The 26,801-nt window shown below is 67.1% G+C and carries 24 protein-coding genes; 14 read left to right on the forward strand and 10 right to left on the reverse strand.

Going from position 1 to position 26,801, the window contains the following annotated elements; translation table 11 throughout:
• Positions 1-27: 27 nt before the first annotated feature.
• From BUA54_RS04885 to BUA54_RS04895, 3 genes are read right to left on the reverse strand one after another with little or no spacing between them, the layout of a single operon-like run.
• Entirely contained in the window at positions 28-531 is a 504-nt protein-coding gene (locus BUA54_RS04885; protein WP_084114084.1) for a DinB family protein, read from the reverse strand.
• A complete protein-coding gene (locus BUA54_RS04890) occupies positions 528-1,193 on the reverse strand; it encodes a DUF1326 domain-containing protein (RefSeq protein WP_245810558.1) in 666 nt (221 codons plus the stop codon). Before BUA54_RS04890 ends, BUA54_RS04885 begins: the two co-directional genes overlap by 4 nt.
• Before the next feature lie 11 nt (positions 1,194-1,204).
• The gene (locus BUA54_RS04895) at positions 1,205-1,969 is read right to left on the reverse strand and encodes a DUF2182 domain-containing protein (protein ID WP_245810559.1); all 765 of its coding nucleotides are present in this window, start codon (positions 1,967-1,969) and stop codon (positions 1,205-1,207) included.
• Between the two features lie 194 nt (positions 1,970-2,163).
• On the opposite strand from BUA54_RS04895, the gene BUA54_RS04900 reads away from it, so the two are divergent.
• Positions 2,164-3,207 carry a type 2 periplasmic-binding domain-containing protein gene (locus tag BUA54_RS04900; protein WP_072856028.1) on the forward strand — a complete coding sequence of 348 codons (1,044 nt, stop codon included), beginning with the start codon at positions 2,164-2,166 and terminating at the stop codon, positions 3,205-3,207.
• A 45-nt stretch (positions 3,208-3,252) separates the two neighbouring features.
• Here BUA54_RS04900 and BUA54_RS04905 read toward each other — a convergent pair whose 3' ends face one another.
• The gene (locus BUA54_RS04905) at positions 3,253-3,942 is read right to left on the reverse strand and encodes a fumarylacetoacetate hydrolase family protein (protein ID WP_072856029.1); all 690 of its coding nucleotides are present in this window, start codon (positions 3,940-3,942) and stop codon (positions 3,253-3,255) included.
• Between the two features lie 119 nt (positions 3,943-4,061).
• Between BUA54_RS04905 and BUA54_RS04910 the strand changes: the two genes are divergently transcribed.
• The 8 genes from BUA54_RS04910 (at position 4,062) to BUA54_RS04945 (ending at position 14,380) form a co-directional block, all read left to right on the forward strand.
• Entirely contained in the window at positions 4,062-4,703 is a 642-nt protein-coding gene (locus BUA54_RS04910) for a paraquat-inducible protein A (protein ID WP_072856030.1), read from the forward strand.
• Complete coding sequence (locus tag BUA54_RS04915; RefSeq protein WP_072856031.1) at positions 4,670-5,305, forward strand: paraquat-inducible protein A; 636 nt, start codon at positions 4,670-4,672, stop codon at positions 5,303-5,305. Before BUA54_RS04910 ends, BUA54_RS04915 begins: the two co-directional genes overlap by 34 nt.
• A complete protein-coding gene (locus tag BUA54_RS04920) occupies positions 5,302-7,743 on the forward strand; it encodes a PqiB family protein (protein ID WP_072856032.1) in 2,442 nt (813 codons plus the stop codon). Before BUA54_RS04915 ends, BUA54_RS04920 begins: the two co-directional genes overlap by 4 nt.
• 1 nt (position 7,744) lies before the next feature.
• Complete coding sequence (locus tag BUA54_RS04925) at positions 7,745-8,308, forward strand: PqiC family protein (RefSeq protein WP_072856033.1); 564 nt, start codon at positions 7,745-7,747, stop codon at positions 8,306-8,308.
• A gap of 174 nt (positions 8,309-8,482) precedes the next feature.
• Positions 8,483-10,567, forward strand: a complete 2,085-nt coding sequence (locus BUA54_RS04930; RefSeq protein WP_072856034.1) for a hydantoinase/oxoprolinase family protein — start codon at positions 8,483-8,485, stop codon at positions 10,565-10,567.
• Entirely contained in the window at positions 10,564-12,258 is a 1,695-nt protein-coding gene (locus tag BUA54_RS04935; RefSeq protein WP_072856035.1) for a hydantoinase B/oxoprolinase family protein, read from the forward strand. Before BUA54_RS04930 ends, BUA54_RS04935 begins: the two co-directional genes overlap by 4 nt.
• Positions 12,259-12,437: 179 nt before the next feature.
• Positions 12,438-13,199 carry an SDR family NAD(P)-dependent oxidoreductase gene (locus BUA54_RS04940; protein WP_072856036.1) on the forward strand — a complete coding sequence of 254 codons (762 nt, stop codon included), beginning with the start codon at positions 12,438-12,440 and terminating at the stop codon, positions 13,197-13,199.
• Positions 13,196-14,380, forward strand: coding sequence for an acyl-CoA dehydrogenase family protein (locus tag BUA54_RS04945; RefSeq protein WP_072856037.1), 1,185 nt, complete (start codon positions 13,196-13,198; stop codon positions 14,378-14,380). The genes BUA54_RS04940 and BUA54_RS04945 overlap by 4 nt, the downstream gene beginning before the upstream one ends.
• Before the next feature lie 59 nt (positions 14,381-14,439).
• Here BUA54_RS04945 and BUA54_RS04950 read toward each other — a convergent pair whose 3' ends face one another.
• A complete protein-coding gene (locus BUA54_RS04950) occupies positions 14,440-15,495 on the reverse strand; it encodes a Gfo/Idh/MocA family protein (protein ID WP_425434950.1) in 1,056 nt (351 codons plus the stop codon).
• A 40-nt stretch (positions 15,496-15,535) separates the two neighbouring features.
• Positions 15,536-16,243: a GntR family transcriptional regulator gene (locus tag BUA54_RS04955; protein WP_072856039.1), complete on the reverse strand. Its 708-nt coding sequence runs from the start codon at positions 16,241-16,243 to the stop codon at positions 15,536-15,538.
• 86 nt (positions 16,244-16,329) lie between these two features.
• Between BUA54_RS04955 and BUA54_RS04960 the strand changes: the two genes are divergently transcribed.
• The 3 genes from BUA54_RS04960 to BUA54_RS04970 are packed head-to-tail and all read left to right on the forward strand — an operon-like array spanning position 16,330 to position 18,891.
• Entirely contained in the window at positions 16,330-17,490 is a 1,161-nt protein-coding gene (locus BUA54_RS04960) for an LLM class flavin-dependent oxidoreductase (RefSeq protein WP_072856040.1), read from the forward strand.
• Positions 17,487-18,383, forward strand: coding sequence for an aldo/keto reductase (locus tag BUA54_RS04965; RefSeq protein ID WP_072856041.1), 897 nt, complete (start codon positions 17,487-17,489; stop codon positions 18,381-18,383). The genes BUA54_RS04960 and BUA54_RS04965 overlap by 4 nt, the downstream gene beginning before the upstream one ends.
• 1 nt (position 18,384) lies before the next feature.
• Positions 18,385-18,891, forward strand: a complete 507-nt coding sequence (locus BUA54_RS04970; protein ID WP_178352705.1) for a flavin reductase family protein — start codon at positions 18,385-18,387, stop codon at positions 18,889-18,891.
• A gap of 98 nt (positions 18,892-18,989) precedes the next feature.
• Here BUA54_RS04970 and xylB read toward each other — a convergent pair whose 3' ends face one another.
• From xylB to BUA54_RS04990, 4 genes are all read right to left on the reverse strand, one after another.
• Positions 18,990-20,426, reverse strand: a complete 1,437-nt coding sequence (gene xylB / locus BUA54_RS04975) for a xylulokinase (RefSeq protein WP_072856042.1) — start codon at positions 20,424-20,426, stop codon at positions 18,990-18,992.
• On the reverse strand, positions 20,427-21,206 hold the full coding sequence (locus BUA54_RS04980; protein WP_072856043.1) for an ATP-binding cassette domain-containing protein: 780 nt from the start codon (positions 21,204-21,206) through the stop codon (positions 20,427-20,429). It abuts the gene before it with no gap.
• Positions 21,207-21,216: 10 nt separating this feature from the next.
• On the reverse strand, positions 21,217-22,557 hold the full coding sequence (locus BUA54_RS04985) for a sugar ABC transporter permease (protein WP_072856044.1): 1,341 nt from the start codon (positions 22,555-22,557) through the stop codon (positions 21,217-21,219).
• A gap of 149 nt (positions 22,558-22,706) precedes the next feature.
• Positions 22,707-23,738 (reverse strand): substrate-binding domain-containing protein, encoded by a 1,032-nt coding sequence (locus BUA54_RS04990; RefSeq protein WP_072856045.1) that lies wholly within the window; start codon positions 23,736-23,738, stop codon positions 22,707-22,709.
• 234 nt (positions 23,739-23,972) lie between these two features.
• Here BUA54_RS04990 and BUA54_RS04995 point away from each other — a divergent pair, with 234 nt between their 5' ends.
• Together BUA54_RS04995 and BUA54_RS05000 are read left to right on the forward strand one after the other, a co-directional pair.
• On the forward strand, positions 23,973-25,217 hold the full coding sequence (locus BUA54_RS04995; protein ID WP_072856046.1) for an ROK family protein: 1,245 nt from the start codon (positions 23,973-23,975) through the stop codon (positions 25,215-25,217).
• A complete protein-coding gene (locus BUA54_RS05000) occupies positions 25,217-26,698 on the forward strand; it encodes a CRTAC1 family protein (protein WP_072856047.1) in 1,482 nt (493 codons plus the stop codon). Before BUA54_RS04995 ends, BUA54_RS05000 begins: the two co-directional genes overlap by 1 nt.
• Positions 26,699-26,801: the final 103 nt, after the last annotated feature.

The following is a 26,801-nucleotide window of genomic DNA, read 5'->3' on the forward strand; positions in this document are numbered from 1 at the left end:
CCTGCCTGAGGGGTTGCGGGATGGGTCCTAGTCGCGTGGCATCAGGAACAGCGCCGTCGGCGGCAGCGTCTGTCCCGATTGCGACAGAACCTGACGCACCCGCGCGCGCTGATCGGTCTGCTGGTTGAACATGTGCATCACGCAGGTGGCGCGCGGCACGATGACATCGCTTTCGCTGCTAAGCGAATAGAAGGCGATATCGCCGGTCAGGTCCACGCTGGACAGGGTATCCGCCCACATGCGCAGCGCCCCGTCCGCCCGGAACCGCGCCGCCCACCATGTCGCGGGCGAAGGCGTCTCTGCCGCCGCACGTTCGAAATCCGAATGGGGCGCCTTTACCCGGAACAGCCGCGACAGCCACATCTGGTCAAGCCACAGAAGATGCGTCAGCGTCGTCAGGACGGACCCCTGCGGCAAGCCTGCGTCGCGGCGCAGCGCGTCACCGTCCATCGGTTCAAGAACTTCCCACAAGAGCCTGTTCTGCCACGCATTGTAGCGGCTCATGGTGCGGCAGTAGGCGCGGTCGATCACCCTTTCGTCCCTTTCCAGTCGATCGGGCAGATTTCGGCGGACTTGCCGCCGAAGTCCCAGACCCGGCCGTAGTCGCGGACCTTCGATTTCACCCCCGCGGCGGCGATGATGTCGGGCCCCATCCAGTATTTCGAGTTGCTGATCATCACCGGATGATCCGCGTCCAGCCCCTTCATCATCTCGATCTCGCCCTGGATCTTGCGGCCGATATAGATGCCGCGCTTCGTGCCCTCGCGCACGATCTCGACCTTTTCGCGCTCCGCTCCGATAATTTCGGACACCAGCATCGTGAACAGCCCCGTCGTACCCCCCGCCTGACCCGAGAAGATCTGCAGCAAGCCGTCATAAGCCTTGTCCGTCGCACGCTCGTCGACATAGGCCGCGACCTTCCAGTTGCCCTCTGCCATGCGGCCGGGGATGTCGACCAGCAGGCCGACGTTCAGACCGGACAAGTCCTCGCCCTCGAAATGGCCCGCATCGATGGCGATCGCCATCCACGCGTGGCAATAGCCTTCGGTCGGGGGATAGGCGCCGAGGCTGACCACGCAGGGACAGAACACGGTGCAAGAGCAGTTCAAGAACAGTTCTCCCCTGATTGCCCAGTCCGCCGGGGTCGCGGTGCGGCGCATCGGGTGGGCAGTGGCGGGCGTCGGTGCGGCCATGGCGGGATCCTTCATGCAAATGCCAGCGCGGCGGCGATCAGACCGGCGGCGATCAGCACGGCACCCGCCGGCCTGATCAGACGATGCCCGACGACGGGCAGTTTTTCAAAGACCATGAACAGCGTCGCCAGTCCCATCCACAAGAGCGACATGACGCCGCCGACGAAGCCCAGCGCCATGAACCCCCAGCAGCAGACCACGCAGTAGCCGCCCAGCCGCAGGCCCATGTCGATTCCGCCGGCGAAACCGGTCCGCCAGTGGCCCAGAAAGAAGGTCATCGGCGCGTGGCAGCGCCCGTGGCAGACCGCCTTGGTGCGGCTGAACTGAAACCCGCCGACCGCCAGCAGCAACCCTGCGGTCAGCAGGCCGGACGTCGCGGCCCCGAGGCCGTCGAGCCAGCCCATGGCCATCAACCCCACCTGCGCCAGTGCGATCAAGGCGGCAAAGCCGATCCACGCGACGCCATAGCCCAGCAGGACGCCCCACCAGCCCGCGCGGGTGCCGTCGGCGGCAGTCATCAGACGCTCGTAATCCGCCAGCGTCGGCACCATGGTCGGCAACATCATCGCGGCCATCATGATCGCCCACATCGGAAACAGCGCGCCGAAACGCGTCATCGGCATCATGTTCATGCCCACGGGCCGGCCCAGCACATCGACGCCCGCCATTCGTGCCATGGCGAACATCGTGATCCATGCCAGAAGGATCGCGCCGAAAACCAGCAGCCATGACAAGGTCCGCCCGGCCGGGCGCAGCGCTGCCGTCGTCATTGCCATGCCCCCCTTTCGCCCGTGTCACGCCTTTCATGCTGGCATACAAACCGTGTCCCTGCAAACCCCGTAACCGCCGCCGTTGCCTGCGAAAACGGCATATCGGGCTGGCCTGTGCCAGTGCGGGCAATTCGGTCTTGTTCCCTATGAAACCCCGCCCTAACGTCGTCCGGACGCGATCAAAACGGGAGTTATCGACGATGAACACCAAGACCCTTCTGGCGGGCACCGCCCTCGCCCTGATGGCCACCTCCACCCTGGCGCAGGACAGCGGCCTTCTGGTGCTGGACTACCCGGGGTTCGAGGAACCGGCCTATCACACCGCCTATCTTGAAAAGAACGGGGACGAGCCGACCTTCAGCTTCTTCGGTGACGAGGACGAGGCCTTTCAGAAGATCCGCTCGGGTTTCCGCGCCGACATCGCGCACATCTGCGCGGGCTCGGTCACGAAATGGGCAGAGAGTGGGATCCTCGAGGAATGGGATACGTCTAAGATCGACGCCTACGACGATCTGGACAGCAACCTGACCGGCACCGACGTGGCCGCCACCGACGGCGTGTACTTCATCCCGACCGATTTCGGATCGACCGCCATCGGCTACAACCCGGACGAGGTCCCGGCCGAGGATGTCGCCTCCCTCGAGGTCTTCAAGAACCCGAAGTACACGGGCCGCATGTCCCTGCCCGACAACGTCGACGACGCCTATGCGCTGGCCTACCTCGCGACCGGCGTCACCAATTGGACCGAGGCGACTGACGCACAGTTCGAAGCCGCATCGAACTGGCTGCGGGAGGTGCATCCGAACCTGCGCACCTACTGGACCGATCCGGCGGAGCTGGCGCAGCTGATGGCGTCCGGCGAGATCCTGATCAGCTGGGCCTGGAACGAGACCTTCCCGACCATGGTCGCGGAAAAGCGCCCCTTCGCCTTCCAGCGGACGGCCAAGGAAGGCTCCTCGCTCTGGCTGTGCGGTTACGTGAACCTCAAGGACGGTCAGGGGTCGGAGGACAAGGCCTACGACTATATCAACGCAATGCTGGCGCCCTCGTCCGCGATGCCGCTGCTGGAAAACGGCTTTGGCACCTCGAACAAGGCGGCCCTGACCTCCGAGATCACCGAGGACGAGCTGAAGGCCGCGGGGCTGGAGCCGATCGACGCCCCCGTGCTGGCGCAGCTGCCGATGAGCAACGAACTGCGTGAACGCCAGAACGAGACCTTCGAGCTGATCAAGGCCGGGTTCTGATCCAACGGCGGGCGCCCGTTCCCCGGGCGCCCGCCGACAGCCGTGTCAGGCCACGATCTTCGTCCTGACCGGTTCCAGACCGTCGACGCTGCCGACAAGTTCGTCGCCAACGCCCACGGCCCCCACGCCGGCCGGCGTGCCCGTCATGATCAGGTCGCCGGATCGCAGCCGGTAAAGCGTCGACAGATGCGCGATGATCTCTCTCACATCGTGGACCATGTCGGACAGCGGCGCCGACTGGCGGGTCTCGCCATTCACGTCCAGCCGGATATGCGCGCTGTCCAGCAGCGCGTCCGCGGCGGGCGTGATCGCACCGATGATCGCAGACTGCTCGAAATCCTTTCCGGTGTCCCAAGGCTTGCGCCCGTCCTTGGCCACCGCCTGCAGATCGCGCCGCGTCATGTCGAGGCCGACGGCATAGCCGAAGATCTCGACCTCGCTCGCAGGCGCGTGCGACAGGCCGACGGACGGTCCGATCGCCACCACCAGCTCGATCTCGTGGTGCAGGTCGGACGTGGCCTGCGGATAGGTCATGTCCTGCCCGGACTGCAGGATCGCATGACCGGACTTGGTGAAGTAGAAGGGCGCGGCCCGGTCCACCGTGTTGCCCATCTCTGCGGCATGGGCCTCGTAGTTGCGGCCGACGCAGAAGATGCGGCGCACGGGAAAGCGGTCCTCGGACCCTGCGATCGGCAGATCGGGTTGTGCGGGGGCGGGAAATGAATATGTCGTCATCGGGTCCTCAAGCAGGCGTGGCCAAGATCGCAACTTGCGTCTAGTATCCGTCCGGCAGTCCCCGCAGCAGCTATCCCATCCCGCACAAAGTCAAGACCACACCGCATGACAATCGCACCATGACCATCGACCCGGACGCCCTGCCCCCGCTGGACGACATGATTGCCTGTCCGCACTGCGACACGCTTTACATGGAACAGGACCTGCCGGACGGCGCGCGCGCCTATTGCCGGCGCTGCGGCGTCCTGCTGCTGACGTCGGAACCCGGTGCCATCGTGCGCATGGTCAGCTTCGCCAGCGCCGGTGTCGTGCTGATGATCGCGGCGATCTCGTTTCCGTTCCTCGACCTCGACGTGCAGGGCCAGCACAACGCGACATCCGTCCTGCACGCGATCATGGCCTTCAGTTCCGGCAAGGGCATCCCGCTCGCCATCGCGGTGGCGCTTTTCATCGTGGTGCTTCCGGTGGTCCGCCTGCTGGCGCTGATCCATGCGCTGGGGCCACTGGTCCGCGGGGCCAGGCCGCACCGCAGCGCCCGCGTGGCCTTTGCACTGACCGAACAGCTGCGGCCGTGGGCCATGGCGGAAATCTTCATGGTCGGCGTCAGCGTCGCACTGGTCAAGGTCGCGGGGCTTGCCACGGTGACCGTCGGCCCCGCCTTCTGGGCCTTCGTCGCCCTCGTCGTCATCACCGTCCTCAATGATCAGATCATGAACAGGTATTCGATTTGGAAAGCACTCGACACGGGCTTCCGGGCCTGATCACCGCCCGCGAGGCGGGACTCGTCGCCTGCACCCGCTGCGGTCAGGTGCACGCCGGCGGCGCCGTGCGGTGCAAGCGCTGCCACGGGCCGCTGGAAAGCCGAGACCGGCAGAGCCTGCAAAAGGTCTGGGCCTGGCTGATCGCGGGGATCGTCGCCTTCATTCCGGCCAATATCTATCCGATGCTGATCACCAGCACCCTGCTGGAGCATACCGAAAGCACCATCGTCGGCGGCGCGATCCAGCTGGTAGAGCACCACAACTACGGCATCGCCGCGATCGTCTTCGTCGCCTCGATCATGATTCCGATCGGCAAGTTCATCGCCATCGCCTATCTGGCGATCAGCGTTCATCGTCATCAGATCCTGAAGATGCACCAGCGCCACAGGCTCTACGATGTCGTGGAATTCATTGGCAGATGGTCGATGATCGACGTCTTCGTCGTTGCTATTTTGTCCGCTCTGGTGCAGTTGGGCGGTGTCGCCACGATCAATCCCGGCGTGGCCGCGATGAGTTTTGCCCTGTCGGTGGTTTTCACGATGCTGTCGGCGCTGGCCTTCGACCCCCGTTTGATCTGGGATGCTGACAGGACCGCTTCATGAGTGACGAGAATTCCCAGCGCCCGGCAGATCTCGACGTGCGTCAGGCGAAGCCGAGCATCTGGCGCCGCCTGTCCTTCGTCTGGATCGTGCCGATCCTCGCGCTGATCGTCTCGGTCACTGTGGCATGGCAGTCCTTCGCCAACCGCGGCGTCGAGATCGAGATCAGTTTCAACAACGCGAGCGGCGTCACGGCCGGTGAAACCGCGATCAAGTACCGCGACGTCGACGTGGGACAGGTGGAGCGTGTGGAATTCTCGCCCGACCTGCAGGAGGTGCTGGTCTACGCCCGGGTGGATAAGAACATCGCGCCCTTCCTCGACGCGGACGCCAAGTTCTGGGTCGTCCGGCCAGAGGTCGGCCTGCGCGGTGTCAGCGGCCTCGATACGGTGCTGTCCGGCGTCTACATCGAAGGCGACTGGAACCGCGACCCGCAGGTCGCCCAGACCGCCTTCGTCGGCCTTGAAACCGCGCCGATCACGCTCGCCGACCAGGACGGCAGCGCCATCGTGCTGCGCACCAACGACGGCAGCGCCCTGTCCGCCGGCGCGCCCATCCTGCATCAGGGGATCGAGGTCGGCGTGCTGGGCTCGCCGGAACTGCAGGACGACGGCCTGACCGTGCTTGTCGATGCCTTCATCAATGCGCCCTACGACAAGCTTATCACCACCAACACCCGGTTCTGGGACACCGCCGGCTTCAGCGTCTCGCTCGGCGCCGCCGGTGTGTCGCTGAACGTGGGCTCTCTGGCGTCGCTGCTGGAAGGGGGCGTCGCCTTCGACACCGTCGTGTCCGGCGGGGCGCCGATGAAGGACCTGCAGGTCTTCGACCTCTTCAGCGACGAAGAAACCGCCCGCAACAGCCTGTTCAACGACGCCGGCCGGCCCAAGCTGAACGTCGCCGTCCTGTTCGACGGGTCGGTCAGCGGCCTGTCCGTCGGATCGGAAGTCCGGTTCCAGGGCCTGCGTGTCGGTCAGGTGGCCGAACTGGGCGCCGTCGTGATCGACGATCCGGACGAGGCGCGGGTCGAGCTGCGCACCGTGTTGGCCATCGAACCCGGCCGGCTGGGCCTTGGCGAGGATGCGACACCGCAGGACGCGCTCGATCTGCTGGCGGACTTCGTGGGTCAGGGCCTGCGTGCCCGCCTCGTGACCGGCAACATCCTGTCCGGCTCTCTGGTGGTCGAACTGGTCGAGGTCGCCGACGCGCCGGAGGCGATCCTCGATGTCAGCGCCAAGCCCTTTCCGGTCATCCCCACGACGGTCAGCAACATCACCGATGTCGCCGATCAGGCGCAGGGCGTGCTGAACCGCATCAACAACCTTCCGATCGAAGAGATCATGACCTCTGCCATCGACCTGATGGACAGCGCCAACGCGCTGGTCCGGTCCGACGGCGTGATGCAGACGCCGGAACAGGTCGCCGGCCTGCTGGCGGACGCCCGCGGCCTGATCGGCTCGCCCGCCCTTCAGGCGGTCCCGGACCAGATCGCCGCCGTGGTGGAACAGGCCCGGACGATCCTGGGACAGGTCAGCGGCGTCATGACCATGGTCGGCAACGCCGATCTGGTCGGCAGCGTCACCCGCACCGTCGCCAACGTCGAGGATGGCACGCGGAACCTCGGCGAGATCTCGGCCTCGGCCCAGTCGCTGCTGGACAAGGTCAACGCCCTGCAGGTCGAGGCGCTGCTGTCGCAGGCGAGTGCGGCCATCGATTCGCTGCAGGTCCTGGCCGAGAACCCGGACCTTGCACAGGTTCCGGTGTCGCTGACCCAGCTGCTGGACGAAACCCGCGGCCTGATCGCCAACGGCGACGTGCAGGCCCTGCCGGGCGAGTTGCGCAACGTGGCCGACAGCGCCAACCAGATCCTGACCGACCTGACGGCCCAGAACGTCAGCGGCCAGTTGACCAATGCGATCGCCGCCGCGGCCTCCGCTGCGGAAAGCATCGATACCGCCTCGCAGCAACTCCCGGCGATCACCGAGCAGCTGAACACGCTGTCGGCGAACGCGGCGCAGATGGATCTGCAAAGCCTGGCGCAGGCGGCGGAGAATACGCTCGACAGCATCGACGCGCTCGTGGGCACGCCCAGCGCGCAGGCCCTCCCCGCCTCGCTGTCATCGGCGCTGGACGAGGTGCAGCTCTTCCTCAACGACATCCGCGAAGGCGGCGCGGTGGAAAATGTGAACGCGGCGCTGCTGTCGGCGAACAACGCCGCACAGGCGATCGAGGACGCGGCCCGCACCCTGCCAGAGCTGTCGCGGCAGGCGGGCGCGCTGGTGACGAACACCGGGGCGGTGCTGTCGACCTACGGCGACCGGTCGCGGTTCAACGCGGAAACCCTGTCCACACTGCGCGACATCCAAGAGGCCGCGGACGCGGTCAGCAGCCTCGCCAAGGCGATCCAGCGCAATCCCAGTTCACTGATCACAGGGCGTTAACATGACCAGAACCACACTCTCTCTCCTCGCGCTGACCGCCCTCGTCGCCTGCGGCAGCACGATCACCCGGCTCGACGCGCCGCCCGCTGCCTCGACGTTGCAGATCCCCGCCGCCGTGGATTCGGTGATGATCCGCACCGTGTCGCTGCCGACCTATGCGGCGGCCGAGGAAATCGCGCTGGAAACGGCGCCCGGCGTGATCACCTCCGACGGCGACCTCCTTGCCGCCGATGATCCCAGCCGGGCGGTCACGCTGGCGCTCACGCAATCTCTCGACGAGATCCTGAATGCAACGGTGGGCCCCGATCCCTGGCCCTTCGCCGGTCTGCCGGACGTCGCCGTCGACATCCGCATCTCCGAAATGCTGGGCAGCGCCGTGACCGGCCAGTTCCGTCTCGCGGGGCAATACTACATCGGCGGTGACGGCATCGACTATCCAAACAGCTCGCGCACCTTCGCCTATACGGTGCCGATGCCCACGCCGGACATTCCCGGGGCCGTCGTCGCACAGACCGCCGCTGTCACGCAGCTTGCAGAAGGCATCGCCCGCCGGCTCGCACGCTAGACGCCGGGGTCCCACTTCTTCTCGTCGGACATACCTCGGGGGTCGGGGGGCTGGCCCCCCGGCCGATTTTTCTAGAAAAATCGGAGAGTCATCGCACCACGCGGCGCCGCACATTCCGGTTTCCCTCGCCCCCCGCCCTTGCTAGCGTCGCGCAAGATCACGCGGGGCAAGACCATGACAGACAGGCAGATCCGGCTGGGCGCCGACATCGGCGGCACCTTCACGGACGTTGTGCTGGAGGTCGGCAGCGACCGGTTCTCGACCAAGGTGCTGACCACCTATGCCGCACCGGAAGAGGCCATCGTCACCGGCCTGCATCAGGTCTGCGCCAAGGCGGGCGTCGCGCCAGACCGCATCGACCAGATCATCCACGGCACCACGCTGGCCACCAACGCGCTGATCGAACGGCGCGGCGCGCGCACGGCGCTGATCACCACGGACGGCTTTCGCGACGTGATCGAGATGCGCTCCGAATCCCGGTTCGAGCAATATGACCTGAATCTGACCCTGCCCCTGCCCCTGTTGGCCCGCAACCATCGCCATACGCTGGTGGAGCGCATGGACGCCGACGGCGGCGTGCTGATCCCGCTCGACCGGGCCGACATCGTGGCGTTGTGTGACACGCTGCGCCAGCACGACTACCAGTCGATTGCCGTGGGGCTGCTGCATTCCTACGCCAACCCGGCCCATGAGCGCCTGATCCGCGAGGTGCTGGCCGCGGAACTGCCCGGTGTCATGGTCTCGCTCTCCTCTAACGTCAGCCCTCAGATGCGTGAATACGAGCGGTTCAACACGACCGTCGCCAACGCCTACATCCAGCCCCTCATCGCCAGCTACCTGCACCGTCTGGCCGACAGGCTGGCCGCAGAGGGGGCGGATTGTCCGGTGTTCCTGATGCACTCCGGCGGCGGGATCATGGATATCGCCACCGCTGCCGATTTTCCGGTGCGGCTGGTCGAATCCGGTCCCGCCGGCGGCGCCGTCTTCGCCGCCGATATCGCGGCGCGTCACGGTCTGGACCGTGTGCTGTCTTTTGATATGGGCGGCACCACGGCCAAGATCTGCCTGATCCGCGACCAGACCCCCAAGACCGCCCGCGTGTTCGAGGTCGCCCGCTCCTACCGCTTCAAGAAGGGCTCCGGCATGCCGATCTCGATCCCCGTGATCGACATGGTCGAGATCGGCGCGGGCGGCGGGTCGCTCGCGCATGTCGACGCCCTGAACCAGATCCGCGTCGGCCCGGAAAGTGCAGGGTCCGAACCTGGCCCCGCCTGCTACGGTCGCGGCGGCACCCGCCCCGCCGTCACCGATGCGGACCTGACGCTGGGCAAGCTCGACCCTGCCACCTTCGCGGGCGGCAGCATCCCCCTCGATTCGCAGGCCTCCGCCACCGCGCTGATGACGCATCTGGGTGATGCACTGGGCATGGATGCGCTCGAGTCCGCCTGGGGACTGGCAGAGGTCGTGGATGAGACCATGGCCAACGCCGCCCGCGTCCACGCGGTCGAAAACGGCGAGGATCTGTCCGACTACACCATGATCGCCTTCGGCGGGGCCGCCCCCCTGCACGCCGCGCGCCTGTGCGAGAAGCTGGGCATCCGCCGCTGCCTGATCCCGCCCGGTGCCGGTGTCGGGTCCGCCATCGGTTTCCTGCGCGCGCCCTTCAGTTTCGAGGCGAACCGCAGCGTGTTCATGCCGCTTGACGCCTTCGACGCCTGCACAGTGCGGGCGCTCTTCGCCGAGATGCAGGAGGAGGCGACGGCCTTCGTGCGGTCCTGCGATGCGACAGCGCCGATCACCTGCGACTACAAGGTCTTCATGCGCTACAAAGGCCAAGGCTGGGAAATCCCCGTGCCGCTTAGCCGCGAGATGGCCGAAGCCGCCGACAGGGACGCGATCCTTGCGCGGTTCGAGGCCGACTATGCCGCCCTCTTCGGCCGCACCGTGCAGGGCATGACGGCGGAAATCACCGTCTGGTCGGTAAACGCCCAGACCCCCACCGCACCCGCCAGCCCGGCCGCCCCCGTCACCGCACAACCCGCCCCCGCCCCCACCGGCACCCGCGCGCTTTTCGATGCAGCCTTGGGCCAGTCCGCCGAGGCCGCAGTTTACGCCCGCGCCACACTGACGCCGGGCACCCACCTGCCCGGCCCCGCCGCGATCACCGAGGACGAGACCACGATCATCGTTCCCGCCAGCCGCCATGCCACCGCCCTGTCGGACGGCTGCATCGCGCTCGACTCGAAGGATCCGTCATGACCCTCTCCCAGGTGCAATATCAGGTGATGTGGACACGCCTGATCTCGGTGGTGGAGGAGCAGGCGCAGGCCCTCGTTCGCACCGCCTTCTCGACCTCCGTCCGCGAAGCCGGCGATCTGTCAGCGGGAGTCTACGACGCCGAGGGCGCCATGCTGGCGCAGGCGGTCACCGGCACACCGGGCCACGTCAACGCCATGGCCGACGCGGTGCCGCATTTCATCCGCGAGATCGGGCGCGAGACGATGCGCGAGGGCGACGTCTACCTGACCAACGACCCCTGGATGGGCACCGGCCACCTGCACGACATCACGGTGGTCACGCCGACGTTCCACAAGGGCGCGCTGGTCGGCTTCTTCGCCTGCACTGCCCATGTCGTGGATATCGGCGGCCGCGGCTTCGGCGCCGACGGCAATTCCATCTACGAGGAAGGGCTGCAGCTGCCGATCATGCGCTTTGCCGACGCAGGCCGCGTCGACCAGACCCTGATCCGGCTGATCCGCGCCAACGTCCGCGAACCCGACCAGCTGATCGGCGACCTCTTCGCCCTGTCCACCTGCAACGAGATCGGCCAGCGCCGTCTGGTCGAGATGCTGACCGAATTCGCCCTGCCGGATCTGACGGAGGTGGCAGGCTTCATCCTCGGCCATTCCCGCGACGCCACGCTGGCGCGCATCGCGGCGCTGCCGCAGGCAACCGCCACCGGTCACATGCGGATCGACGGCTACGCCGCACCGGTCGACCTGCAGGTCACCGTCAGCTTCAACGGAGATCATCTGCTCTGCGACTGGACCGGCACCTCGGGCCTCGATCCCAAGGGGATCAACGTGCCCTTGGTCTATACCAAGGCCTACGCCTGCTACGCCCTGAAATGCGCCATCGCCCCCGATATCCCCAACAACGCCGCCAGCCTCGCGCCGTTCAGCATCACCGCCCCTGCGGACACGATCGTCAACGCCGTCCATCCCGCGCCCGTGGCCCTGCGCCATGTCATCGGCCATCTGGTGCCCGACACGATCTTCGCGGCCCTCGATCAGCTTCTGCCCGGCGTCGTCCCGGCGGAAGGCGCGGGCTGCCTGTGCAATTTCCAGCTGTCCCTGCGCCCCGGCGCCGCCGCCCCCGCGGGCGCGCGCCGGTCAGAGGTGCTGACCTTCAACTCCGGCGGCGCAGGCGCCCGGCCGGCCCTCGACGGATTGTCAGCCACCGCCTTCCCCTCGGGCGTCATGACGATGCCGGTCGAGGCGACGGAGCATGCGGGCCCGATCATCGTCTGGCGCAAGGAGCTGCGGCCCGACTCCGGCGGTGCCGGCCAGTTTCGCGGCGGGCTGGGTCAGGTGATGGAGGTCGGCGCCCGACCCGGCTACCGCGCCGATTTTTCCGCAATGTTCGACCGCGTCGATCATCCGCCCCGCGGACGCCATGGCGGGGCGGACGGGGCGCCCACCACGGTGGCACTGGACGACGGCACCCGCCTGCACGGCAAGGGCCGCCAGCCGGTCCCGGAGGGCGCCCGCGTCATGCTCGCCTTTCCCGGCGGCGCCGGCTATGGCGACCCCGCCGCACGCGACCCCGCCGCCGTCGCCCGCGATCTGGCACTGGGCTACATCACCGCCGACGCCGCGCGAAGGTCCTATGGACTGACACAACCCGCCATCGACGCCATCCTGCACGACGCCGCCACGCCAAAGGGCTGAGGCCCCCCTTCTTCTCGTCGAAAAATACCTCGGGGGGCGCAGCCGCAGGCGGCGGGGGGCTGGCCCCCTGACTTCGGTCCAACCAACGATCCGCCCGCAGGGAGGTCTGGACCTTGCCCGCATCCCGGTGCCAAGGTGCCGCCAAGGGCCCCGCCGGGGCCGCCAAGGGGAGAGACGACATGGACATCGCAGGACAATCCGCCATCGTGACGGGCGGCGCCTCGGGGCTGGGGGCCGCGACCGCGCGCGCGCTTGCCGCAGGCGGCGCAAGGGTCGCGATCTTCGACATGAACGCCGCGCGCGGCAAGGCCGTGGCGGAGGAGATCGGCGGCAACTTCCACGCGGTGAACGTGACCGATCCCGACAGCGTGGCACAGGCGCTGAAGGATGCAGAGGGTCTTCACGGCGCCGCCCGCATTGTCGTGAACTGCGCCGGCATCGGGCCGCCCGCCAAGGTGGTCAGCCGCGACGGCGACCCGCTGCCGCTGGCGGACTTCATGCATGTCATCAACGTGAACCTTGCCGGCAGCTTCAACGTCCTCAGCCAGGCGGCGGCAGCGATGCAGCGCCTCGACCCGGTGGGAGAAGAGCGCGGGATCATCATCAACACCGCCTCCGTCGCCGCCTACGACGGCCAGATCGGGCAGGCAGCCTATGCGGCTTCCAAGGGCGGGATCGTCGCGATGACCCTGCCGGTGGCGCGCGAGATGGCGCGCTTCGGCATCCGGGTGATGACGATTGCTCCGGGCCTCTTCCTGACGCCCCTTCTGGAAAGCCTCCCGCAAGAGGCGCAGGACAGCCTCGGGCGTCAGGTTCCCTTCCCTTCGCGCCTTGGCCATCCGGAGGAATACGCGAAACTGGCGCTGGCGATCGTGGACAACCCGATGCTGAACGGCGAGGTCATCCGCCTCGACGGCGCGATCCGCATGGCCCCGAAATGAGCGCCCTGCTGGAACGCCGCGGGATCAGCGACCGCGCGCTCGACCTGGCGGACCGGGTGGAGGCCTTCGTGCGTGACGTCGTGGCCCCCTTCGAGAAGGACCCGCGCAAGGACGCCCACGGCCCTTCCGAAGAATTGGTCGCGGACCTGCGCGCCAGGGCCCGCGCCGCCGACCTGATGACGCCGCACATTCTGAAGGACGGCGATCACCTGACCCAGCGCGAGACGGCCGCCGTGCTGATCCGCTCCGGCCTGTCGCCGCTCGGTCCGCTGGCCCTGAACACCGCCGCCCCGGACGAAGGCAACATGTTCCTGCTCGGCAAGGTCGCGAGCGACGGCCTGAAGGCCCGGTTCCTGGCGCCTTTGCTGACCGGAGAGGCCCGGTCGGCCTTCTTCATGACCGAACCGGACGGCGGCGCGGGGTCGGATCCCGCGATGATGAAGACGTCCTGCGTGCCGGACGGCAACCACTGGGTCATCAATGGGGCCAAGACCTACATCACCGGGGCCGAAGGCGCGAAGGTCGGCATCGTCATGGCGAAGTCCGAGACCGGGGCCTGCATGTTCCTCGTCGACCTGCCGCACCCGGCGATCCGCACGGTCCGCATCCTCGACACCATCGACAACTCCATGCCCGGCGGCCACGCCCAGATCGCGATCGAGGACCTGCGCCTGCCTGCCGACCAGATGCTGGGCGAACCGGGCGAAGGCTTCCGCTACGCGCAGGTGCGCCTCGCCCCTGCCCGCCTGTCGCACTGCATGCGCTGGCTGGGGGCCTGCGTGCGCGCGCAGGAAATCGCGGTGGACTACGCCAACCGCCGCCATGCCTTCGGCAAGCCACTGATCGCACACGAGGGCGTCGGCTTCATGCTGGCGCAGAACCGGATCGACCTGAAGCAGGCAGAGCTGATGACCTACTGGTGCGCCGACGTGCTGGACAGCGGGGCCTATGGCACGACCGAATCCTCGATGACAAAGGTCGCCGTGTCCGAGGCGCTGATGCGGGTCGCGGACAACTGCGTGCAGGTCATGGGGGGTCAGGGCGTCACCGCGGACACGATCGTCGAGAAGGTGTTCCGCGAGATCCGGGCGTTCCGGATCTACGACGGCCCGACCGAAGTGCACAAATGGTCGCTGGCCAACAAGATCGCGCGGGACTGGGCGAAGGGCCAGCCCAGTTAAGCCGATTTTTCTAGAAAAATCGGAGTCTCCAAATTTTCGTCGAAAATTTGGTCGGCGCCTCAGGCCAGCGTTACCGCCTGACCGGTCAGCACCGATTGTTGTGCGGCCAGACCGATCTGCACGGCGCGCGTGCCGTCCGCCACCGTGACCTCGACCCTTCCGCCGTTGCGCAGCACGCCGGCGAAACGCTGGTGCTGATAGAAGGTCGATCCGTTGTGGTCGCCCGCCTCCAGCAGCTGCGGATCGACCGGGACCTCGACCGTATAGGGCCCCTTGGGGCTGCGCGGGCTGACCGTCAGCAACGGAGTCGGCGCGGGACCGAGGGTCGCCGGCCAGAACCGGCCCGGACCCGGCACCTGCGCCTCGATCTTGCCCGCAGGTCCGATCGCGCTGATCTCCTCCTGATAGCGCGCGCCTTCGGCGAACATGCAAAGTTCCAGCATCGCCCGCGCGCCGGAGGCGAAATCGACGATCACGTAGGCATTGTCCCAGATGTCGGGGACCCGGCCGTCGTAACGCTCGGCCTTGTGATTCACGTCCTGCGCCGCACTGGCCATGACGCGCACCGCCTCGGACTGCAGGATCAGGCGCATAAGGTCGAAGAAATGGCAGCATTTTTCGACCAGTGTCCCGCCGGAGCGGGCGTTGAACCGGTTCCAGTCGCCGATCTTGGGCAGGAACGGAAAGCGGTGCTCGCGGATCGTCAGCATCCGGATGCCTCCCGTCGCCGCCGCGGCCTGCGCCAGCAAGGCGGCCACGGGCGGCATGTAGCGGTATTCCATCGCCACCCAGACCGGATGCGGATAGTCGTCGAAGAGCGCGGCGACCTCGGAGGCTTCGGCATCGGTCGTGAACAGCGGCTTTTCGCACAGGATCGGCAAGGGTCGCTGCGCCACGATCCGGCGCAATTGCGGGACGTGGCAGTCGTTCGGGCTGACGATCACCAACGCGTCCAGCAAGGGTTCCGCCAGCAGATCGTCGAGCGAGGCTGCAACCCGCGCGCCACCCGCGAGCGTCGCCGCCGACTGCGCGAGGTCGGCCACCGGGTCGAAGACCACGGCGACGCGGGCATCGGGCAGCAGGGTGATGTTGCGGATGTGTTCCCGGGCCATCATGCCGCACCCGATTACCCCGTATTGCAATGTCTTCACGTCCTCAGCCCCTGCCCATGCGCGACACGTAGCGCGCCTTCGTGTAATCGAACCACGTCCTTGAAAACTCGACCCGCGCGCCGGCGGCGTCGCGTCCAAGGCGCGAGATGTGACCCGCCGGCACGCCGGGCGCCAGACCGAAGTCTGCCGGCACCCAGACCGGCACCGGTGCGACGCCCAGACGGTCCTCGACCGTCGCGATGGTCAGGCCCAGCCGGTCACGGTAATGCTGATAGAGCGATTCCGACAGATCCTGCGCCGACAGCGTCTCGGCCCGGTCGCCGTCAAGCCAGATCTCCTCGACCGCGACGGCGGTGTCGTCCAGCCGGCGCAGGCGGCGGATCCGCCACCCGGTCGCCGCGGGGCCGAAATCCGGCGCATCCGCAGGCTTGTTCCGCCGCACCACGTCAAGCACCCGCGCCGTCGGCAGACCGCCGCCGCGGCGCAGTTCCAGCCGGAAGAACCCATAGACCGAAGTGACGCCCGCGCGGTGCCGCACGTAGTTGCCGGACCCCTGCACCCGGTGCAGCAATCCCTTGTCCGCCAGCACCGCCAGCGCCTTGCGTAATGTGCCGACCGACAGTTCCAGATCGCGTGCCATCTCGCGCTCTCCCGGCAGGCGTGCACCGTCTGCCAGATGACCGGCGGCGATTTCCCGGATCAGCCGTTCGCTGACCTGAATGTATTTCGGCAGGGCGGTGGGTGCGGGCACGGTGCGGTCCAGATTGATACACTATTGTTACACCCGGCCCCGCGTGCTACGCAAGTGCCGACGAACAGGCCCGCGGGAGGGGCGCCATGACCGATACCATCGTACCCGTCACCAGCGCCGATCTGGACGCGGCAGAGGTCTCGTGGTTCTCTGCGCTGTGCTCCGACGACTACCGGTTCCTCGGCGTCCCCGACGGCGAACTGCGGTCAAGCTGGGACCACTGCCGCGACATCGGGCTCGAGGCGGAGCGTCAGGGCTTTCGCAACATCCTCGCCCCCTCCTCCTACCAAGTGGGGCAGGACACGCTGTCCTACGTCGCCGCGATGGCCCCGCTGACCAAGGCGATCAACTTCCTCGCCGCGATCCGCTGCGGCGAGATGCAGCCGATCATGCTGGCCCGCACGGTGGCGACGCTCGACCACATGCTTCAGGGGCGGCTGACCCTGAACGTCATTTCCTCCGACTTCCCCGGAGAGAAGGCCGACAGCGCCTTCCGCTACCGCCGCAGCCACGAGGTGGTCGAGATCCTGCGCCAGGCCTGGACCCGGGACGAGATCAACTTCGCCGGCGAAGTCTATGATTTCAAGGGCGTTTCCACCGACCCCGCCAAGCCTTACCAGACCGGCGGGCCGCTGCTCTACTTCGGCGGCTACTCTCCCGATGCGCTGGAACTCTGCGGCGCGCAATGCGACGTCTACCTGATGTGGCCCGAAACGCAGGACGTCCTCGCCCAGCGGATGCAGGACGTCCACGCCCGGGCCGAGGCCCACGGCCGCACTCTCGACTACGGCCTGCGCGTCCACATGATCGTGCGCGACACGGAAGCGGAAGCGAAAGAGTATGCCGAGCACATCGCGTCAAAACTCGATGACGAATACGGCAAGCTGATCCGCGACCGGGCGCATGACAGCATCAGCCTCGGCGTTGCCCATCAGGCCCGCGCGCGGGAACTGGCGGACCAGTTCGGCTATACCGAGCCGGGCCTTTGGACCGGGATTGGCCGCGCCCGGTCTGGCTGCGGTGCAGCACTCGTGGGGTCGACTGACCAGATCATGTCGAAGATCGAGACCTATCAGAAGATGGGCATCCGGTCCTTCATCTTCTCGGGCTATCCGCATCTCGACGAATGCCGCCACTTCGGCGAAAAGGTCATGCCGCACCTGAAGACCTGTTCACTGCCGCAGGCCTATGGCCGCGTGCCGACGACCACCCCGCAGACGCCCCTTGGCGCAGGACCCCGCCGATGAACCGCATCACGATCGCCGACGACCTTTCCTTCAGCCGCATCGTCTATGGCATGTGGCGGCTGGGCGACGACGAAGACACCTCGCCCGCCCGCGTGCAGGCCAAGATCGAGGCCTGCCTCGATCAGGGCATCACAACCATGGATCAGGCCGACATCTACGGCGGCTATCGGGCGGAAGAGATCATGGGCGCCGCCCTGAAGCAGGCTCCCGCCCTGCGCGACCGGATCGAGGTCGTGACCAAATGCGACATCGTCATCGACGCCGGCCGCCATGCGGGCGCGCCGGTCAAATACTACGACACCTCCCGCGCGCATATCGAGGCCTCCGTCGACGCCTCGCTCCGCCTGATGGGGCTCGACAAAATCGACATGCTGCTGATTCACCGTCCTGATCCCTTGATGGACCATCACGAGACGGGGCGCACCCTCGACGACCTCGTGGCCTCTGGCAAGGTTCGCGCCGTTGGCGTCTCGAACTTCCGGCCTTGGGACTGGGCGCTGCTGCAATCGGCGATGGACACGACACTCGCCACCAACCAGATCGAACTGTCGCTCGCCGCGCTCGATCCCTTCACGAACGGCGATCTGGCGCATCTGCAGCAGCACGGCATCCCGGTCATGGCATGGTCGCCGCTGGGCGGCGGGCGGCTGATGGACAGTGCCGGTGGCCCTCTTCTGCACGACCTGATGACACAGATGGCCGAAGACCAAGGCGTCGACAATGCCGCCATTGCGGTCGCCTGGCTGCTGGCGCATCCTGCGCACATCCTGCCCGTCATGGGCACCAATACCCTGAGCCGGATCGCAACGCTGTCCGACGCCCTGAAAGTCGACATGAGCCGTCAGGCGTGGTATCAGCTCTATACCGCGGCCCGCGGACACGAGGTTCCCTGAGATGGACGCAGGCACGATCCAGTCGTTCGACCCTTCCGCCGACGCCGACAGCTTTCGCGGCGCGCTCGGCAGCTTCGTCACCGGCGTCACGGTCGTTACCACGGATGGCCCCGACGGGCCGGTGGCCATGGTCGCCAACAGCTTCGCCAGCGTGTCGCTCGACCCGCCGCTGGTCCTGTGGTCGCCCGCCAAGGCCAGCAAGCGGTTCGAACATTTCGCGGGCTCCCGCCGCTTCGCGGTCCACGTCCTGTCCGCCGATCAGCGCGACGTCTGCGCCGCGATCATCGGGTCGAAGACCGCAATCACGAAGGTGCCGATGCACCTGTCCCACTGCGGCATGCCGCTGATCGAGGGCGCCTTGGCGACCTTCGAATGCAATCTCGAAGCCACGCATGACGCGGGCGACCACGTCATCGTCGTCGGCCGGGTGACCAAGGCGCATCACACGGGCGGCGATCCGCTGGTGTTCCACGCCGGCCGTTACGGGCGGTTCGCCGACGCGGACTAGGACCGCGCCACCCTTCGTCTGGTTGATAATACCTCGGGGAGGCGCGAAGCGCCGGGGGCAGAGCCCCCTCCACCGGCGCCACCCGAACCGGACCCCGGTCAGGCGAGCGACATGACCGCCGGATAGGCGGCACGATACCGCTGGTGCGCGTCCTTGAAGGCGTCCTGCAGGGCGGCCACGGGCTCCACCGTGCCGGCGATGGGGGGCGTGTTGCAAACCTCCACCCCTGCCCCGGTCGCCGCCATCAGGCCCAGACGTGCCGCGCCGAATGCGCCACCGAAATCGCCGGCGACGGGCAGATCGACGGGCAGACCCAGCGATGTGGCGATGGCCTGCACCCAGTAGTCGGACCGCGAGCCGCCGCCGACGCCGATCAGGCGGTCGATGCGCGTCCCGGTGCCGGTCAGCGCGTCGAAGCTGTCGCGGAAGGCATGCGTCACCCCTTCCAGCACCGCACGGGTCATCGCGGCGCGGTCCATCGCGTGGTCGAGGTGCAGGAACTGCGCCCGCACGCGGGCATCGTTGTGCGGCGTCCGCTCTCCGCCCAGATAAGGCAGGAACAGCGCCCGGCCCGGCGCCTGCAGCGCGCCAAGACCGCCGGTCAGCGCGGCAGAGCTTTCGCCCGCGACACCGGCCCACCAGTTCAGTGCATCGGCGGCGGCAAGGATCACGCCCATCTGGTGCCATGTGTCCGGCAGCGCGTGACAGAAGGTATGCACGGCAGAGGCCGCGTCGGGCTGGTAGGCGTCCGAGGCGGCGAAAAGCACGCCGGAGGTGCCAAGCGACACGAAGGCCTGCCCCGGCTTCACGATGCCCACGCCCACGGCGCTGGCGGCGTTATCGCCACCGCCACCGGCCACGACGACATCGCCCATGCCCCAGCGCGACGTCAGCGCCTGACGGACCTTGCCGGACACGGCAGAGCCTTCGACCAGCCGCGGCATGGCGTCCCGGTCGAGCCCGGTCGCCGCCAGCAGGTCGTCGGACCAGTCACGGTTGGCCACGTCCAGCCAGGCGGTGCCGGCGGCGTCCGACATCTCGGAGACGTGTTCTCCGGTCAGCCAGAGGCGGAGGTAATCCTTCGGCAGCAGCACCTTCGCGACCTGTGCGAAGGTCTCGGGCTCGTGGTTACGGACCCAAGCCAGTTTCGGCGCGGTGAAGCCCGGAAAGACGATGTTGCCGGTCAGGCGACGGAAGTCGGGATTGTCATCGAGAACGGCGGCCTCTGACGCGGACCGCGTGTCGTTCCACAGGATGCAGGGCCGCAGCACCTGATCCGCGCTGTCCAGCAGGGTTGCGCCGTGCATGTGCCCCGACAGTCCGATGCCGCGGACGGCACCCATGTCGACCTGCCCGGCAAGGCTGTCGAGCACCGCCTCTGTCGCCGTGATCCATGATGCGGGGTCCTGTTCGGACCAGCCGTCATGGGGCCGCTGGACCGTCAGCGGGGCCGTCGCCTCTGCCAGCACGGTCTGGGTGTCGTCGATGACGATGCCCTTCACCCCGGAGGTGCCGAGGTCGAGTCCGATATACATCTAAGCTGCCTTTTGGCCGGGTTTCTTGCCGAGGATGATCATGCCGAGGATGTCGTCGTCCGTCACGTCCTCGACCTTCTCGGTGCCGACCAGTTGGCCGTTCTTCATCACCGATACGCGGTCGCACAGCTCCATCACGTCGGCGATGTCGTGAGAGATCAGGAAGATGCCAAGACCCTGCCGCTTCAGCTCCTGCACCAGCTCTGCGACCATCTGGGTTTCCTGCGGGCCGAGCGCGGCGGTCGGTTCGTCCATGATCAGGATCTTGGCGTCAAAATAGACCGCGCGGGCGATCGCGACGGACTGGCGCTGACCGCCGGACAGGGCGCTGACCGGTTCCGCGAATTTTTTGAAGTTGGGGTTCAGGCGATGCATGATCTTGCGGCATTCCGCTTCCATCTGAGCGTCGTCGACCATCCCCATCTTCGTCGTCAGTTCCCGCCCCAGAAACAGGTTCGACGCCGCATCCAGATTGTCCGCCAACGCCAGCGTCTGATAGATCGTCTCGATGTTGTAGGTCCGCGCGTCGCGGGGATTGGCGATCGTGGCCTTCTCCCCGTTGACGAAGATCTCTCCGCTGTCGGCGTGATAGGCACCAGACAGGATCTTGATCAGCGTCGACTTGCCGGCACCGTTGTGGCCCAAAAGGCCAACGACTTCACCGGGATAAAGGTCGATGCTCACGTCATCTACGGCCTGGATCCCGCCGAAGGAAATCGACATGTTGCGCATCTCGACAAGCGGGGTGCCGGTGCGGTCGATGTATGGTTTCTCGCTCATGATCGGGCCCTTACTTCGATTTGCGGCGGTAGAGGATGTCGAGGAAGACGGCCAGCACCAGCACAGAGCCGACGACGACCTGCTGCATCCCGGCGTCGAAGCCGATCAGCACCATGCCCGACTGCAGCGATTGCATGACCAGCGCGCCGAGGATCGCGCCGAAAATCGTGCCGACGCCCCCGGCCAGCGATGTGCCCCCGATGACGGCGGCGGCGATGACGTAAAGCTCGTCCAGCGTGCCCAGCGCGTTGGTGGCAGAGTTCAGGCGGGCCGAGGCGACAACCGCCGACAGACCGGCGAGGCCCCCCATGATCGCGAAGATCTTGACCGTCATCCACTTGGTGTCGATGCCCGCCAGCGCCGCGGCCTCTGGGTTGCCGCCGATGGCGAAGACGTAGCGACCGAAGCGGGTGCGGTTCATCACGAAGTTCATCGTGACGGCCACGACCATCAGGATCAGCACCGGGATCGCGAAACCGTGGCTGATGAACAGCTCCGACGGCTCTGCGGTCAGGTTGTTCGCGGCGATGTACTGCCGCACGATGCCCCGGGGCCAGGGATAGCTGTTGACCAGCAGCACGGCACCGATGGCCGCGGCGCAGCCGAGGATCGCAAGAAAGGCATCGGCCCAATAGGGGCGCTTGGCGAACTTGAATTTCGTGCGCTGGCGGCGGCCGTTCACGATCATGAAGATCACGCCGGCACAGATGATCGCGCCCACGATCCACGATCCGATGAAACCGACGGACCCGTAGGGCCCGCCGCCCAGCAGCGAAAAGGTGCTGTCCACGGGCGAGATCGTCTCTCCGCGGGCGACGAGGAAGGCGCAGCCGCGCCAGACCAGCAGGCCGCCCAGGGTGACGATGAAGGCCGGGATGCCGCCATAGGCGATCAGGAAACCCTGAAACCCGCCGATCAGCACGCCGCATAGGATGCCGAAGATCACCGTGATGACCCAGATCAGCGGATGGCCAAGGCCAAGGTACTGCGGCAGGATGTTGACCTGCATCATCCCCATCAGGATCGCGGTGAAGCCGAGGATCGACCCGACGCTCAGGTCGATGTGGCGGGTGATGATGACCAGCACCATTCCCGTCGCCATGATCCCGATCGATGCCGTCTGAACGCTGAGGTTCCACAGGTTGCGCGGTGTCAGAAAGAAGCCCTGGCCGTTCACCAGCACGCCGTACATGTGAAAGCCGCCCCAGATCAGGATCAGCGCGGCGACCATGCCGATGAGGCGGGTATCAAGCTCCGTCGCGGTCAGGAACCGCGACCAAGCGCCCTTGTTCATGGCGCGGCTGGGCGGCGGGTTCGACGGGGCCGCGGGGGCATTCGTGGTGTCGGTCATGGCAGGTCCTGCGCGACTGGGGCGAAGAGGAGGGCGGCGGTCACGAGGCTCGACGCTCTCGGATCATCCGCCATAAGAACGTACTGCAAACAGCTGCGTACAATAGGAAAAACCGGCGCAGGCTATCCCGCGCCGGTCTGTGTCATGCCTTACTTGCAGGCCGCGACGCTGTCCATCGCACCTTCGCAGGCCTGCTCCTTGGAGATATGGCCGGCGTCGATGACGAGGTTCAGGTTATCGACGGTGATCGGCGTGGGCTGCAGGAAGATCGCATCCATCTCCACACCCTTCTCGCCGCCGGCCCATTTCTGCGCCTCGGGGATCGCGTCCATCGCGGTGCCGTCGGCCAGTGCTACGGCGATTTCCGCCGCGCGCTTGCCCAGATCGCGGGAGTTCTTCCACACCGACACGGTCTGCGTGCCGCGCGCCACGCGGTTCAGCGCGGCGAGGTCGCCGTCCTGACCGCCCACCGGCACGTCAAGGCCCTGCGCGGACAGCGCCGCGATCGCACCGCCGGCCAGACCGTCGTTCTCGGCCAGGACCGCATCGATCTCGTTGTTGTTCGAGGTCAGGATCTGCTCCATGTTCTTCTGGCCGTTCTCGGGCTTCCAGCCGTCAGAGAACGCCTCGCCCGCGATCTTCACGTCGCCCGCGTCGATCATCGGCTGCAGCACTTCCATCATGCCGTCCAGCAGGAACTGCGCGTTGGGGTCACCGGGGTCGCCCTTGATGATGGCGATGTTGCCGCCATCGGGGTCCGCATCCATGACGGTCTGCGCGATGATCGTGCCGACGCCCTTGTTGTCGAAGGTCAGATAGAAGGCGCGGTCGTCCTCGATCAGGCGGTCGTAGCCGACCACCGGGATGCCTTCGGCTGCAGCCTGGTCGAGCGCCGGGGTGATCGCGTCCTTGTCCATCGCAAGGATGATCAGCGCGTCGGCGCCCTGGGCGATCAGCGCTTCGATGTCGGTTAGCTGCTTGGCGGCAGAGGCCTGCGCGTCAGAGGAAATGTAAGTCGCGCCAGCGGCTTCCAGGGCTTCCTTGATCGCGGCTTCGTCCGTCTTCCAGCGCTCTTCCTGAAAGTTCGACCAGCTGACGCCAACGGTCAGACCGTCCTGCGCGTAGGCGGCAGAACTGAAACCGACCGTCGCGATGACGGCGGCGAGGATGTGCTTGTTCATGGTGTCCTCCCAGACAGAATGTCCCGCGTGGCGGGGATTCGGAGCCTCCTGGCCCTGTGACGCTCAAAATGCCGATATTAATTCAGTTGTCAAAATAATTTACGGGCCGCCGTGGAATAATCTTGCCAAAACAGGGCGGCAGAGGCGTAATGCGCCACGATGACGTTGCCGGGAGGGCGAACGGGACCGCGAGTCGCGTTCGCAGGTGCAGCATTATCTTTGGGGGATGAAGTTATGTATGACGCAGGGTCGGCCGCAGCGGCGGGCGTGCGGGGCTGCGGCCCGCTGCAGCCGTCCCAGTCCGACCGGACGGGGGGGCTGCGCCAGCAGGTCTTCGTCCATGTCCGCGCCACGGGGCAAAGCAGCCGGGCCGACATCGCCCGCGGTCTGGGCATCAGCGCCGGCAGTGTCTCGGCCCTGACGTCGGACCTGATCCAAAGCGGCTTTCTGGAAGAGGTCGAGGACACGCCGCGCGAGGCCGGCCGCGGCCGCCCGCCTGTCGCCCTGCGCGTCGTGCGCGGCACCCGCTGCGTGATCGGCATCAAGCTGGCCGACGCGCGTCATTCCGCCGTGCTGGTCGACCTGTCCGGCCAGACCGTTGCCGACGTGACCCTGCCCACCGCGGGCGCGCGCAAGCCGGTCGCTGCGCTGGTCGAGGAGGTCGGCACCCTCGTCGATCGCCTGCTGACAGAGGCCGGACAGGACATCGCCTGCGTTGCGGGGCTGGGTCTGGGCATTTCGGGCATCGTCGAACACGACACCGGACAGGTCCCCTGGTCCCCGCTGATCGCCGGGCGCGACACGGCCCTAGCGGCGCTGCTGGCGGACCGGCTGGGCGTTCCGGTCCGGATCGACAACGATGCCAATGTGCTGACGCTGGCAGAGCTCTGGTTCGGCAGCGGGCGGGCCCGGTCGGATTTCGCGGTGGTCACGGTGGAGCATGGCGTCGGCATGGGCCTCGTGCTCGACAACCGCCTGTTTCGCGGCAGCCGCGGCATGGGGATGGAGCTTGGCCATACCAAGGTGGCGCTCGATGGCGCGCTCTGCCGCTGCGGCCAGCGCGGTTGTCTGGAGGCCTATCTCGCCGACTACGCCCTCGCGCGCGAGGCCGCGACCGCCCTCGACCGGCCGGCCCGCGACGCGGGCAATGCCGCCGTGATCGATGCCCTCTTCGCCGAAGCCAAGGCAGGCAATGCCGCCGCCGCAACCATATTTCGCCGCGCCGGCCGCTATCTCGCCTTGGGGCTTGCGAACGTTGTGCAGCTCTTCGATCCTGCCCTCATCATCCTTGCCGGGGAACGCATGCGCTACGACTACCTCTATTCCGACGCCGTCCTGCGCGAGATGCAGGCCCTGACGCTGGCCGAAGGCCGCACCACCTGCGAGATCGCGACCCATGTCTGGGGCGATCTCGTCTGGGCACAGGGTGCGGCGGCGCTGGCGCTGGCCGATGCGACCGACGCGGTGCTGGGGGCATGATGCGCCTTGCCCTGCTTCTGGCGCTGACGACGGGCCCGGCCGCGGCACAGGTCAGCTTTACCGACCGGTCCGCAGCGCTGGGCGATCATCAGTATGCCGGCGGGTGGGAGCATTTCGTCGGCGGCGGTGTCGCCGTCATGGATTGCAACGATGACGCACGGCCAGACATTTTCGCCGCCGGTGGCACGACGCCCGCCGCCCTTTGGATCAACCGTGGCGACTTCCGCTTCGACCCGGCCCCCCTGCCCGACCTGAGTGAGACGACGGGGGCCTACCCCATCGACATCGACGGCGACGGGCTGCTGGATCTCTACGTCATGCGCGTCGGTCCCGACGTGGCATTGCAGGGCGGGCCCGACTGCAGCTTCACCGATGCAACGGCGGACTGGGGCATCCCGCAAACGGACCAGTGGACCACCGCCTTCACCGCCTGGTGGGAGCCTGACAGCGACCGCCCGGTCATGGCAGTGGGCCACTACGTCGACCGCAGCAACCCAGACGGCCCCTTCTTTGCATGCGACACCAACACGATACTGCGGCCCGCCGCCACTGGCTATGCGGCAGAAATCCTGGAACCGGGCTTCTGCCCCCTGTCGATGCTCGCAGCGACCGACGCCCGTGGCCGCATGACCCTGCGCCTGTCCAACGACCGGCAATACTACGTCCGCGGCGGGTACGAGCAGATGTGGGACATCGCCGACCGCCGCTTCCTCACCGAGGCCGACGGCTGGGGCAAGGTTTCGCTCTGGGGCATGGGCATCGCCAGTGCCGACGTCACGGGGGACGGGCGTGACGACGTGATGCTGACATCGATGGGCGACCAGCTGCTGCAGCTGGCGCAGCCCGACGGTACCTACGCCCCCGCCCCCTACGGCATCGGCACCTATGCGCAGCGGCCCTATCAGGGCGACGACGGCCGCCCCTCGACCGGCTGGCATTCGGAATTCGGCGACGTCGACAACGACGGCCGTCTCGATCTGTTCATCGCCAAGGGTAACGTCGACCAGATGCCGACCAACGCCATGGCCGACCCCAACAACCTGCTGATGCAACGCACTGACGGCACGTTTCAGGAGGTCGCCCCCGCCGCCGGTCTGGCCGATCCGCACCGGGCACGGGGTGCGGCGCTGGCGGATTTCGACGGCGACGGCCGCCTCGACCTCGTGGTGGTGAACCGCCGCGCGCCCATGCTGCTCTACCGCAACGAAACGCCCGCCACCGGCCACTGGCTCGGCTTGTCGCTGACACAACCCGACGGCAACACGCAGGCGGTCGGCGCCCGCGTCACCGTCACCACGCCCGATCTGACCCAGACCCGAGAGGTGCGCATCGGCGGCGGCCATGCCGGCGGTCAGGCCCTGCCGTTGCACATCGGCCTCGGGCCTGCCACCGCCGCGGATGTCACCGTCACTTGGCCTGACGGCACGACCACCACGCAGACCCTGCAGGCTGACACAGTGACACGGCTTTCAAACGACTAAGTGCGACCCCCTCGCTTTTTTCCAAATACTCCCGCCGGAGGCGCCTTGCCGCCTGCGGCAAGGCTGTGCGAATTTTCGCCGAAAATTCGGCGCCCCCCGCAGG

The sequence above is a fragment of the Loktanella atrilutea genome, assembly GCF_900128995.1.
GTDB lineage: Bacteria > Pseudomonadota > Alphaproteobacteria > Rhodobacterales > Rhodobacteraceae > Loktanella > Loktanella atrilutea.

Coding starts and splice junctions, on each gene's coding strand:
- BUA54_RS04890 (WP_245810558.1), bottom strand. CDS start 1,193: ATGGCCGCACCGACGCCCGCCACTGCCCACCCGATGCGCCGCACCGCG.
- BUA54_RS04895 (WP_245810559.1), bottom strand. CDS start 1,969: ATGGCAATGACGACGGCAGCGCTGCGCCCGGCCGGGCGGACCTTGTCA.
- BUA54_RS04900 (WP_072856028.1), top strand. CDS start 2,164: ATGAACACCAAGACCCTTCTGGCGGGCACCGCCCTCGCCCTGATGGCC.
- BUA54_RS04905 (WP_072856029.1), bottom strand. CDS start 3,942: ATGACGACATATTCATTTCCCGCCCCCGCACAACCCGATCTGCCGATC.
- BUA54_RS04910 (WP_072856030.1), top strand. CDS start 4,062: ATGACCATCGACCCGGACGCCCTGCCCCCGCTGGACGACATGATTGCC.
- BUA54_RS04920 (WP_072856032.1), top strand. CDS start 5,302: ATGAGTGACGAGAATTCCCAGCGCCCGGCAGATCTCGACGTGCGTCAG.
- BUA54_RS04925 (WP_072856033.1), top strand. CDS start 7,745: ATGACCAGAACCACACTCTCTCTCCTCGCGCTGACCGCCCTCGTCGCC.
- BUA54_RS04930 (WP_072856034.1), top strand. CDS start 8,483: ATGACAGACAGGCAGATCCGGCTGGGCGCCGACATCGGCGGCACCTTC.
- BUA54_RS04935 (WP_072856035.1), top strand. CDS start 10,564: ATGACCCTCTCCCAGGTGCAATATCAGGTGATGTGGACACGCCTGATC.
- BUA54_RS04940 (WP_072856036.1), top strand. CDS start 12,438: ATGGACATCGCAGGACAATCCGCCATCGTGACGGGCGGCGCCTCGGGG.
- BUA54_RS04945 (WP_072856037.1), top strand. CDS start 13,196: ATGAGCGCCCTGCTGGAACGCCGCGGGATCAGCGACCGCGCGCTCGAC.
- BUA54_RS04950 (WP_425434950.1), bottom strand. CDS start 15,495: ATGATGGCCCGGGAACACATCCGCAACATCACCCTGCTGCCCGATGCC.
- BUA54_RS04960 (WP_072856040.1), top strand. CDS start 16,330: ATGACCGATACCATCGTACCCGTCACCAGCGCCGATCTGGACGCGGCA.
- BUA54_RS04965 (WP_072856041.1), top strand. CDS start 17,487: ATGAACCGCATCACGATCGCCGACGACCTTTCCTTCAGCCGCATCGTC.
- BUA54_RS04970 (WP_178352705.1), top strand. CDS start 18,385: ATGGACGCAGGCACGATCCAGTCGTTCGACCCTTCCGCCGACGCCGAC.
- xylB (WP_072856042.1), bottom strand. CDS start 20,426: ATGTATATCGGACTCGACCTCGGCACCTCCGGGGTGAAGGGCATCGTC.
- BUA54_RS04980 (WP_072856043.1), bottom strand. CDS start 21,206: ATGAGCGAGAAACCATACATCGACCGCACCGGCACCCCGCTTGTCGAG.
- BUA54_RS04985 (WP_072856044.1), bottom strand. CDS start 22,557: ATGACCGACACCACGAATGCCCCCGCGGCCCCGTCGAACCCGCCGCCC.
- BUA54_RS04990 (WP_072856045.1), bottom strand. CDS start 23,738: ATGAACAAGCACATCCTCGCCGCCGTCATCGCGACGGTCGGTTTCAGT.
- BUA54_RS04995 (WP_072856046.1), top strand. CDS start 23,973: ATGTATGACGCAGGGTCGGCCGCAGCGGCGGGCGTGCGGGGCTGCGGC.
- BUA54_RS05000 (WP_072856047.1), top strand. CDS start 25,217: ATGCGCCTTGCCCTGCTTCTGGCGCTGACGACGGGCCCGGCCGCGGCA.